Source organism: Oleiphilus sp. HI0080 (assembly GCF_001635135.1).
On record NZ_LWFU01000311.1, the window covers coordinates 1 to 12,086 of the forward strand.

Annotated in this window: 10 protein-coding genes; all 10 read right to left on the reverse strand. The window is 48.3% G+C overall.

What is annotated here, in order from left to right; all coding sequences use genetic code 11:
- On the reverse strand, positions 1-949 hold a 949-nt coding region (gene ispH, locus A3751_RS03385), incomplete at its 3' end, for a 4-hydroxy-3-methylbut-2-enyl diphosphate reductase (RefSeq protein ID WP_068452080.1).
- A gap of 2 nt (positions 950-951) precedes the next feature.
- A complete protein-coding gene (locus A3751_RS03390) occupies positions 952-1,410 on the reverse strand; it encodes a peptidylprolyl isomerase (protein WP_068452082.1) in 459 nt (152 codons plus the stop codon).
- Between the two features lie 59 nt (positions 1,411-1,469).
- Positions 1,470-1,979, reverse strand: coding sequence for a signal peptidase II (lspA, locus tag A3751_RS03395; RefSeq protein ID WP_068452085.1), 510 nt, complete (start codon positions 1,977-1,979; stop codon positions 1,470-1,472).
- Between the two features lie 40 nt (positions 1,980-2,019).
- Positions 2,020-4,860: an isoleucine--tRNA ligase gene (ileS, locus tag A3751_RS03400; protein WP_068452088.1), complete on the reverse strand. Its 2,841-nt coding sequence runs from the start codon at positions 4,858-4,860 to the stop codon at positions 2,020-2,022.
- 17 nt (positions 4,861-4,877) lie between these two features.
- Positions 4,878-5,852 (reverse strand): bifunctional riboflavin kinase/FAD synthetase, encoded by a 975-nt coding sequence (gene ribF, locus A3751_RS03405; protein ID WP_068452090.1) that lies wholly within the window; start codon positions 5,850-5,852, stop codon positions 4,878-4,880.
- Between the two features lie 118 nt (positions 5,853-5,970).
- The gene (locus A3751_RS03410; RefSeq protein WP_068452093.1) at positions 5,971-6,270 is read right to left on the reverse strand and encodes a hypothetical protein; all 300 of its coding nucleotides are present in this window, start codon (positions 6,268-6,270) and stop codon (positions 5,971-5,973) included.
- Positions 6,271-6,400: 130 nt separating this feature from the next.
- Positions 6,401-7,675, reverse strand: coding sequence for a glycolate oxidase subunit GlcF (glcF, locus tag A3751_RS03415; RefSeq protein ID WP_068452096.1), 1,275 nt, complete (start codon positions 7,673-7,675; stop codon positions 6,401-6,403).
- A gap of 2 nt (positions 7,676-7,677) precedes the next feature.
- Entirely contained in the window at positions 7,678-8,802 is a 1,125-nt protein-coding gene (gene glcE / locus A3751_RS03420; protein WP_068452099.1) for a glycolate oxidase subunit GlcE, read from the reverse strand.
- Positions 8,802-10,301: an FAD-linked oxidase C-terminal domain-containing protein gene (locus A3751_RS03425; RefSeq protein WP_068452102.1), complete on the reverse strand. Its 1,500-nt coding sequence runs from the start codon at positions 10,299-10,301 to the stop codon at positions 8,802-8,804. Before A3751_RS03425 ends, glcE begins: the two co-directional genes overlap by 1 nt.
- Before the next feature lie 41 nt (positions 10,302-10,342).
- A complete protein-coding gene (murJ, locus tag A3751_RS03430) occupies positions 10,343-11,911 on the reverse strand; it encodes a murein biosynthesis integral membrane protein MurJ (protein WP_082863030.1) in 1,569 nt (522 codons plus the stop codon).
- Positions 11,912-12,086 lie beyond the last annotated feature (175 nt).

Sequence of the window (12,086 nt, forward strand, 5' to 3'; positions counted from 1 at the left end):
AAATATTCTGAGCAGGAATACGTAACTCTTTGGGCATTGAGAAGACGATATTCTCCTCGCGACCAGATACTTCTTCGCTAGAAGACGCACCAAGCTCTTTCAAGCGCGTGATCACCGCTTGCACTAGCACCTCAGGAGCCGAGGCACCGGCGGTAACCGCAACCGTATCAACACCATCTAACCAAGCGGCTTCAATTTGTGACTGATCATCAATTAAATAGGCTTTGGTGCCCATGCGTTCAGACAACTCGCGTAAACGGTTCGAGTTAGAGCTGTTAGGGGAACCAACCACAAGCATCAACTCTGCGGCTTGCGCCATACCTTTAACCGCGTCTTGACGATTTTGCGTTGCATAGCAAATGTCATCCTTGCGCGGGCCCTGAATCTCTGGGAACTTCTCGCGCAAAGCATCAATCACCTTCGACGTATCGTCTACTGAAAGTGTGGTTTGGGTAACATAAGCAAGCTGCGCAGGGTTGTTGACCGATAGGGTGGCAACATCAGCAACATCTTCGACTAAATAAATTGTGCCACCATTAGTGTCGTCGTACTGCCCCATAGTACCTTCTACTTCTGGGTGGCCTTCGTGACCAATTAGTACACACTCCATACCGTCTTTTGAGAACTTACTCACTTCTAGATGCACTTTCGTCACAAGAGGACAAGTAGCATCAAAGACTTTCAAACCGCGGCCTTTCGCCTCGTTTTGAACCGCCTTCGAAACACCATGCGCGCTAAAGATAACTAGCGCATCATCTGGAACCTCATCTAATTCATCAACGAACACCGCACCACGATTTTTCAGGTCGTCTACCACAAAACGGTTATGGACAACTTCGTGACGCACAAACACCGGAGCGCCAAATACTTCCAGAGCACGGTTTACAATTTCTATAGCGCGGTCAACACCGGCACAAAAGCCACGCGGGTTAGCAAGTTGAATTTTCATAACTAGTGCTGCGTTGCCCCATCATTGATTGCGTCTATCGCAACGACCTTCACCTTGAAGGTAAGTGTTTCACCGGCCAAGGGATGGTTAAAATCAATCACGACTTCTTCATCATCGAACTGCTTGACGACACCCGGCAGTTCAGATTGACTCGCATCCGCAAAGGAGATGACCAAACCTTTCTCTAGTTGCATGTCACTCGCAAAATCAGAACGTTTGAACGTTTGTACGTTGTTTGGATTAGGCATGCCAAAGGCTTTTTCTGGAGTCACTAACCAAGCACCTTCCTCACCCGCTGAAAGTCCATCAAGACAAGCTAAAAAGCCATCAGGCAACTGGCCATCCCCGTACTCAAAAGACGCGGGAGCGCCCTCAAAGTTAGAATCAACAACAGAGCCGTCTTGCAGACTCAATGAAAAATGCAACGTAACACGCGTATCTTCAGCAACTTTTAAACTCAAAGCGACATCCTACCGTAATCAGCCCACAGGGCTTAATAAAAACACTCTACTCAACCTTGTTAGATCGCACGCGATTCGGCGCGATCTTTGTCCCGTTTTGGCGTTACGTCATCTGAGTCCGTATTTCGAAATATATCCAGAACCAGCATGGCCGCACCAACGGATATTGCGCTATCTGCGAGATTAAAGGCGGGAAAGTGATAATCACCCCAGTAAAAATGCAAAAAGTCGACAACATATCCAAGGACGACTCGGTCGTACAAATTACCAAGCGCACCGCCCAGAACAAGGCAAAGCGCAACAGCCAACCAACGATCATTTTTAAGTGTATAGACCCATCGTACTAGCGCGATGCTGACACCGGCGGCTAAAACAATGAAAAACCAGCGCTGCCAACCTGACTCTGAAGCCAGAAAGCTGAACGCTGCTCCCGTATTATGGAGTAGCGTTAAGTTAAAATGCGGCATAATTGGAACAGGGATCGCGTAATCAAGCTGTGAGCTGGCAAGGTACTTTGTGTACAAGTCCAACACAATCACAACAAGCGACAACCATAAATACTTAAGCATGCGTATTCTCTATTTGTGGGTACTCGCGCTTAAGAAGAAGCTATGCGAAGCTTCTTCTCTCGCCTTCTCCATCAATGTTATCGACACAACGCTGACACAAGTCTTTGTGGGCATCAATCGTGCCGACTTCAGGGCGATGATGCCAGCAGCGATCGCACTTTGCATCGTCAGACGGGCTAACCTTCACCAGCAAGCCGTCCATATCGCTCGGTTTCGCTTCAGTGTGAGCATCATCACTCAAGCCCTTGATACTTGCACTCGACGTAATTAAAACAAAACGCAATTCTTCGCCAAGCGAGGACAAGGTTTCGGCAAGCGAACCTTCACAGAACAGCTCGACTTGTGTCGTCAAACCGCCCTTCACATTGCCAGCGTTCCGCTCCTCTTCAATCCGCTTATTGACCGCCTCTTTTACTGTCATCACGGCTTGCCAGAATTCACGACCCTGAGTCTCATCATCACTGAGTACGGCAAGATCGTCATACCATGTTGCCAAGAAAACGCTATCTTCTCGCTCTCCTTTCGCCGGCTGAGGCATGAACGCCCAGATCTCGTCTGCGGTAAAGCTAAGTATTGGCGCCATCCAACGCGTCATCGCTTCTAGAATGTGGTACATCGCTGTCTGACAAGAACGGCGAGCTAGGCTCTCGGCTTGCGTTGTGTACTGACGATCCTTGATGATATCGAGATAAAAACCACCGAGTTCACCAACACAGAACTGCACCATCTTTTGAAATACTTCCAAAAAGTTGTAATTCTCATAAGCAGACTGGAGTTCACCTTGCAGTTGAGATGCCTGATCAACAGCCCAGCGATCTAAGGCAATCATCTCGTTATTCGGAACAAGATCTGTTTTTGGATCAAAACCATTGATATTACTAAGCAAGAAACGCGCGGTGTTTCGGATACGGCGATAAGAATCTGCGGTACGTTTGAGAATCTCGTCAGAAACAGTCATCTCGCCGCTGTAATCTGTTGCCGCCACCCAAAGTCGCAGTATGTCAGCACCAAGCTTGTTCATCACTTCTTGTGGCGCAACAACGTTACCAATCGACTTAGACATCTTGCGGCCCTCACCATCAACAGTGAAGCCATGCGTCAATACTTGCTTGTAGGGTGCAGCACCATTAATTGCGATACCCGTTTTAAGCGATGACTGGAACCAGCCACGATGCTGATCTGAACCTTCCAAGTATAAATCTGCAGGGTATTGACCAAGCTCCTCGCGCTGACGAAGAACTGCCGCGTGCGTAACGCCAGAATCAAACCAGACGTCCAAGGTATCGGTTACCTTACTCCAGTTATCTGCATCGTCACCCAACAGCTCGGTCGCATCTAGATCAAACCAGGCATCCATCCCTTTGCCTTCGACTTTTTGCGCCACCTGCTCTATCAGCTCGGACGTATTTGGATGCAACTCTTGAGTCTCTTTATGGACGAACAAAGCAATCGGCACACCCCATGTGCGCTGACGAGAAATACACCAATCGGGGCTCTGTTCAAGCATGCCCTCTATTCGTTGCTGTCCCCATGCAGGAATCCACTTAACGCCTTTGACTGCATCCATCGCAGCATCTTTGAGACCATTCTCATTCATGCTCACAAACCACTGAGGTGTTGCGCGGAAGATCAATGGCGTTTTAGTGCGCCAGCAATGCGGATAACTGTGCGTAAACACTTTCTTTAAAACCAGCTTGCCTTGCGCTTCAAGTGCTTCAAGCACCGGAGCATCCACTTTGTATACATGCTGACCCGCAAACATCGGTACGTTGTCACGGAACACACCGTTATCATCAACGTAGTTAAGTGTCTTCAAGCCGTATTTGTTGCCGACGTTAAAGTCATCCACACCATGATCAGGTGCAGTATGAACAGCACCAGTACCCGCCTCTGTGGTCACATGATCGCCAACTAATACAGGTAATTGCTTGTCACGGTAGAAGGGGTGAGTCAGTAATTGACCTTCAAGTTCGGTTCCTTTCGCAGAGCCCAGCACTTCATAATTCTCAATGCCATAGCGTTCCATTGCGCTATCAACAAGCGCTTGCGCGAGAATTAGCATTTCCTGACCAAGCCCCAAATCGGCCTGAACAAGGGAATAATCAAGATCAGGATTGAGTGATACGGCCTGGCTTGAAGGAAGAGTCCATGCAGTTGTCGTCCAGATAACAACGGCAAGATTTTGCTGATTATCTTGAACGCCAAACTTGCCCAGCACAGCGTCACGATCAACCACATCATAACGCGCATCAATGGCCGTGCTTTGCTTATCTTGGTACTCCACTTCAGCCTCAGCGAGCGCAGAACCGCCAACGACACTCCAATAAACCGGCTTAAAGCCTTTGACTAGGTGGCCGTTTTCAATAATTTTGCCCAGCGCACGGATGATGTCCGCTTCAAATTTGAAATCCATGGTGAGATAAGGGTTTTCCCAGTCACCAAAAACGCCGAGGCGGATAAAGTCTTCTTTCTGCCCTGCTACTTGCTTTGCAGCATATTCGCGACAGGCTTTTCGGAATGCAGAAAACTCAACTTTAACGCCAGCTTTACCGATTTTCTTTTCAACGTTGTGCTCAATCGGAAGGCCGTGACAATCCCAACCGGGAACATATGGCGCGTCAAAGCCACTAATTGTCTTCGATTTGACGATAATGTCCTTCAGAATTTTGTTAACGGAGTGACCAATGTGAATACTGCCGTTCGCATACGGAGGGCCATCATGCAGAATAAACTTCTCAGCACCCTTTCTCGCTTCGCGAATTTTTGAATACAGTCCCTCTTCTTGCCAAGCTTTCAGCATTGCTGGCTCGCGTTGTGCCAAGTTACCGCGCATCGGAAACTCAGTATCGGGCAAATTCAAGGTGTGCTTATAATCACTCATAGTTTTATCACTTCATCTCAAACTAGCCTTAACGGCTGTCGTTGTTGTGCTGCAAACTCTCTCGCAACAAGATTATCTTTTTGTATTTGTTCGGCAAGCGCATCGACGCTTTCAAACCGTTGCTCTTCACGGATTTTTTTCTGCAGTTCGACTTGAACTCTGGCCCCATAAAGGTCGCCGGAAAAATCAAATAAGTGAACTTCAAGATTCGCTTCAAAGTCCCCGACGCTTGGTTTCTTGCCCACATTGGCAACGCCAAAGTAAGCGCCTTTATGGCGACCTGTCTGAACATCAACCTTAACAGCAAAAACACCTGAAACAGGACTATGTTTCCGCTTCAGAGCAACATTCGCGGTAGGAAACCCGAGCTGTCGCCCTAACTGACGCCCATACATCACCCGCCCGCTTACAGTAAAAGGGCGTCCCATACAGGCCTTCGCATCACCCAACTCTCCATCAGCCAATGCCTTTCGTATTAGCGTTGAGCTCACTCGCTCACCATTTTCACAACTTTCTTGCGTGCAAAAGGTCTCGGTGCGCTCTACGCCAAAACCAAGTTTTTCTCCTGATTGAACCAAATGATTGAAATCACCCTGGCGATCACCACCAAAGCGAAAGTCATCGCCGATCACGAGATGCGTCACTTTAATGTGATCGCACAGCACCTGTTCAACAAATGCATTCGCGGTCAAACTTCGAAAATACTCGTCAAACTTTAGTACACATAGGTAATCGAGCTTCAAGCTAGCAAGGCACTCAAACTTATCTCGAAATCTCATGATTCGAGCTGGCGCTTGCTCACCACGAAAATACTCTTGTGGCTGCGGCTCAAACACCATCACGAGAGAAGGCAAGCCAAGCTCATGCGCTTTGGCGATCACGCGCTCTACAATCGCCTGATGACCAAGATGCACACCATCAAAATTTCCGATGGTGGCGACACAGCCTGCGTCAGGAATTGGTGGATTGTGTAAACCACGAAGAAGCTTCATTGGCCTTGTATCACTGCAAAAAATAGCCGCAGATTATACTGGTTCAAAGCTTACATATTCAATGAAGCGCTCAAGAATTAAGCGAAACTTTGGGATATTGACCCGATAACTGGCTGGTTTATTCCCACCAGCCGATCAGGTTCATATAAAGAATTGAGAAAGGCGCTATCAGAAAGGTCAAAATACCCACCGTTTCATCGGTAGACTCTTCGTTATTCTCGTTCACGCGAAAGCCGTCTTCACGACCTGAAGTATAGTAATCTCGACCCTGATAACGAACAAAGAACTTGTTTGAATCATCGACGTCGTAACTATCGACATTTTGATAAGCCGGTTTAAATTCATCGTCATCCGCATATGCAGAGGCGACTGAAAAAACCAAGCAGAAAAAACAGGTCAACATTGTTAAAAGTTTCATTGGCCCCTCCTAAATCACGTATTACTCAGAAATCCAAATTTCGCGATTTTGATTGAAACAGTTTGTTACTCGACATTAAATCGCGTTAACTGATCAAAATAAAGCCAGTACTAACTAATTCAGAACCAGTTCACACCTTTGTTGTATTCGTTAACATTTGGGCCAGATATTGCAGCCAATGAACAACAGGAACATTAGTTTTTGCTGCCAAATGCGACTGACAGCCGATATTCGCGCTTAATACAAGCTCCGGCTCAATCGCATCAAGTGAAGCGATTTTTCTGCTCCGAAGCGTGTCGGAAAGCTCTGGCTGAAGCAGCGAATAGGTGCCGGCAGAACCACAACAAAGGTGCGAATCTTGAGGCAAACGCAACTGAACACCCAAAGAGCTAAACACGTTCTCCACCGCCCCAGACTGTTTCATACCATGCTGTAGGGTGCATGGTGGATGGTAGGCGAGCACCTTATCCGATCTGCTGCCCTGATCATCCCCAAGCAGGCTCTGGAGCTTTGCCAGCGCGCTCTGATCGATTAACTCAACCGGGTCTTTACAGCGCTCAGCTAACCAGAGCGCTTTCTCGTAATACGGGTCTGATTTAGCAAACAGCTCCGGGTACTCTTTAACAAACACACCACAACCGGATGCGTTTGCAACAATCGCAGAAGCACTTTCGTTGTCGATCCACTGACTCCAGGCATCGATATTCCGCTTCGCCAATGCCTTCGCTTTGGCTTGCTCGCTCGTATGCTGACTCAAAGCGCCACAACAACCTGCATCGGTAATTTCCTGAACCCGGTAGCCAAGTGCTTCAAAAACAACTCGTGTTGCCTCATCGACTTGCGGAGTCACTGCTTTTTGAACGCATGCACTAAACAATAAAATCGTTCCGCTATCAGCTTGCTGATGAAACGTTTTCACTGCGGGGTAAGCCAGCTCTACCTTATTTTTGGGTGGCACTTTTGCTTTAAACACTTGAGGAAGAAACGGCCTAAAAAACCGCCCCAACTTCAATGACAAGGCAAATAGCCACGGCCTAATTAACCAAGCATGAACTAGCTTACGTTGCCATTGATCCGCTCGCGCCGGAAGCTTTTCATCAATCACCTGCCTACCGATTTCAATCAGCTCATGATATTGAACACCCGATGGACATGTGGTTTCACAGGCACGACAGGTTAGACACCGATCTAAATGCGTACGGGTTTCTTCATTGACTTCGCCCCCCTCAAGCATTTGCTTAATTTGGTAGATCCGCCCTCTTGGGCCATCTAGCTCATCACCCAGAACCTGATAAGTTGGGCATGTTGCATTACAGAAGCCGCAGTGTACGCAACTTCGCAATATCTCTTCAGCACGCTGACCAAAGCCACTCTCTTGATAGATCGGAATTAAATTCGTCTGCATGCTTAAAACGCCTCCGACATACGGCCAACATTCAAAACACCATACGGATCAAACGCGTTTTTCAGCGCAACATGCAGTCTTTCTATTGTTGGCGAAAGCCCACCTAAAACATAACATTGATCAACATTGAGACTGTACACGTGTGCATCAAGATCACGCAGATTCCCAGCGCTCTTGCTTAGGTCGTCTTCACTAATCTGGATAAAGGATTCCCCACCCGCCCAATTTACTAAGATTGGCGCAGCTGGGAACACATCCGTTAATCGCGTGTACTTTGGCGTAACAACGCGCCAAAGTTTACCAGGTTCAGCAACATCAAATATGGGGTGCTTCATTTGAGACAGCAAGTCCCAAAATACATCAGACTCTTCGACATAACGACGCAACTCGAAATGATCGAGCACCTCAGAAACTGCATCCTCAGGGCCAGAAAAACGAATATGGGCTAGATCGTCGCACCAAGCGAAGCCGGTTCGCATTGTCATACTCCGATCAAGTTTCGCAGCTAGGGCCAGTGCAACTTCTAACGAACATGGCATCTGTACAAAGCGTTGCTGAGACTGAGTCGGGAGCACTTTAAGCGACACCTCTGTAATCAGTCCCATACAGCCCAAAGAGCCGACCATCGCCCGCGAGACATCATAGCCAGCGACATTTTTCATCACCTGCCCGCCAAACTTCAAGATATCGCCTTTACCATTGATCAGACCAAGCCCGAGGACGTGATCTTTCACCCCTCCCTGCCAAGGCCGAGCAGAACCCGCCATAGCACTCGCAATAGCACCACCAATCGTTGAACCAACGCCCATCTCTTTCTCACAGCCATTCAGAACATGAGGCTCAAACGCAAGGCACTGGTCTTTCTCTGCAAGCATTGCCTGAATATCACTCACCTTGGTACCAGCGCCAACTCGCAATACAAGCTCGCTTGGCTCGTAACTAATCACCCCCGAAAACGGCTGTGAAGACAACACATCACCTGATGCAACAGAACGTCCCAAAAAAGCTCTGGTGCCACCACCTTCAATCGACAATGTACGCTTGCTCTCTGACGCTGCTCGAATACATTGTGCCGCTCGCGCCTCTTGTTCATTAAAGTGCTCTACACGAGCAATGGACCAAGACATCAAAAGCGCTCCAAATCTGGGAATGGCAACTCACCGTTGTGCACATGCATATGCCCAAACTCGGCACAGCGAGCCAGAGTCGGGATATTTTTGTTAGGATTCAGGAGCTTATGGGGATCAAAAGCCTGCTTCAAAGCATGAAACTGAGACAGTTCATCACTGGCAAACTGAACACACATTTGGTTAATCTTCTCTCTCCCAACGCCGTGTTCGCCAGTGATCGCACCACCTAGTTTGACGCAAAGCGCCAAAATATCTCCACCCATCGCCTCAGCGCGCTGCAACTCATCCGAACTATTCGCATCAAATAGAATGAGCGGGTGCATATTGCCATCACCTGCGTGAAACACATTCGCGACCGCTAAACCATATTTCTCGGAAAGCTCGGCAATACCTTTGAGCACGGCGGGCAGGTTTTTCTTAGGGATCGTGCCATCCATGCAGTAGTAATCCGGCGAAATACGACCGACCGCGGGAAACGCACTCTTGCGCCCTTTCCAGAACAAGGCTCTTTGGGCCTCGTTATCCGCGACGCGAACCTCAGTGGCACCCGCGGCCTCAAAAACATGCTTTATTAAAGCAAGCTCATGCTCAACCTGAGCAAGAGGACCATCAAGCTCGGCGATCAAGATCGCCTCGGCTTCTCTAGGATAGCCAGCACAAGCAAAATCCTCGGCGGCCTGAATCGCAAGTTTATCCATCATTTCTAGCCCTGCAGGAATGATCCCCGCAGCAATCACGCTAGCAACGGCATTCGCCGCTGACTCAACCTCAGCAAAACTTACCAACAAGGTTTTTGTAACAGGAGGAATGGGAATCAACTTAAGACAAACCTCGGTGACGATACCTAACATGCCTTCGGATCCGTGCAATAGGGAAAGCAAGTCCATGCCTGGCGAATCAAAAGCATCACTGCCAATGCGCTCAATTGTACCATCAGCCAATACGAGCTCGACCCATTGAACATTGTTTACCGTTAAGCCATATTTCAAACAATGCACACCACCGGCATTCTCTGCGACATTACCACCGATACTACAGGCAATCTGCGAGGAGGGATCCGGCGCATAATACAACCCATGCGAGGCTGCCGCCTCACTAACCGCCAGATTACGCACTCCTGGCTGCACCAAAGCAGACTGTTGATCGGCATCAATACGAATGATCTGATTCATTTTGGAAAGAGACAAGGTAATCGCGCCAACGATAGGCAGCGCCCCACCAGACAAGCCCGTCCCTGCTCCTCGGGGAACAACAACAATTCCGTGCTGGTCACAGCAGCGCATTAAGTCCTGAACCTGCTCTTTGCTTTCAGGCAGCACAACCAAGCCAGGCTCAACCCTATAAACCGCCAAACCGTCGCACTCGTATGGTTTACGCTGAGCCTGCTCGCTCAAGATACAGCGCTCCGGCAGTACTCTCGACACAAGCTGATGCAATTCACTGGTGCGCCAAGCTTTAATTTCGCCATCAAGCTCGTCGATATGCTCTGTACTCATTTCTAGCTCACCTGTACATTTAAATTACCGCGAAACATGGACTAACCGTGTTTGTCTTGTAGTAATGCTTTTAGGTTAACGCCCAACAACAGCAACATAAGAAAATACGCCATGATCGCAGCCCCCACCATTAACGCCAAATGCTGAATACGTTGCAGCAGCCCCCAAGCAAACCAGGTCTGCGTAGGTTCGTTCAACCAAAACACCAAGCCCAGCATGACCGAGCACGCAACGACCAACTTAAACCAGAAAAGCATCCAGCCCTCACTAGATCGATAGATATTGCTCTTGCGCAGCAACCAGAGCAAACACAAAGCATTGCACCATGAAGAAAGCGCTGTGGCCAACGCGAGGCCGGCGTGCTGAAGAGGCCAAATCAAGACCAGATTAAACACCATATTCGCAATCATCGCATAGATTCCGATTTTCACCGGAGTCTTCATGTCTTGTCTTGCAAAGAATCCTGGCGCTAAAACTTTCACAAACATAAACGCTAACAAACCGGCTGCGTATGCACGTAAGCTCTTCGCTGCTTGCAGCACATCATTATCGAGCAAGGCGCCATAATGAAACAAAACGGTTATGAGTGGTTCCGCTAACACAATCAGCGCGAGCGCTGCGGGCAAACCAATCACTAATACCATCCGCAAAGCCCAGTCGATGGTGTCTGAAAACGCTTGTTCTGAGCCGCTCGCTTTCTTAGCAGATAGACTTGGCAGAATGACGGTTGCGATGGCGATTCCAAAGACACCCAACGGTAACTCCACGAGACGGTCAGAATAATACAGCCAGGAAACGCTGCCGGTTTGGAGAAGAGATGCAAGCACAGTATCGAGCAAAAGATTAATCTGACTGACTGACACGCCAAACATTGCAGGTACCATCAGCTTGCCAATTCGACGCACGCCCTCATGACGATAATCAAACCGAGGGCGCGGCAGCAGCCCTAGCTTCAATAAAAATGGAAGCTGAAAAAAGAACTGCACGATACCTGCAATAAGAACTCCCCAAGCCAGCGCAATGACCGGTTGGGTAAATAGCGGAGCCATGAATAAAGCAGCCGATATCAGACAGAGGTTCAGTAACACAGGTGTAAATGCAGGTACCGCGAAATTGTTATAGCTATTTAGCACCGCACCGGAGAACGCCGTTAAGGAAATCAAAAACAAATAAGGAAAAGTAACTTGAAGCATGCTACTTGCGAGCTGATATTTTCCCGGCTCATCGAGAAAGCCCGGTGCAAACAAGGCTGTCACCCAGGGCGCGCCAAGAACGGCAAGCAGCGTAAACACAAACAGTATCAACCCCAAAACTCCGGCCACCGAACCAAGCAAAGTGCGCACTTCAGCAGAGTCTTTCTCTTTATAATCAGCAAGCACCGGGATAAACGCTTGAGAGAATGCGCCTTCTGCAAACAAACGCCTAAAGAAGTTAGGAATTTTAAAAGCGACAAAAAATGCATCGGCACCAGCGCTTGCACCAAAGAAATTTGCCAACACCACATCTCTAGCCAACCCAAGAAACCGAGAAATCATCGTCATCAGACCAACAATAGCGGATGACCGAAACAGACCGGAACTGGTTTTAGTCGATGAAGGCTCTGTGCTCATAGGTGATGCAGATTCGTTATTATTGTCGTCAGAAAGAATAGAGCGTCATGCTACTCGACTATCGCGATACTTTCACTATGCTTATGGTGTTGAATATGCTTTTGGAGCACGTCGATGGACAAGCACGTAAACCGCCTGCTAATGCAGTTTGAACAATTACTAAAAACATCCAACC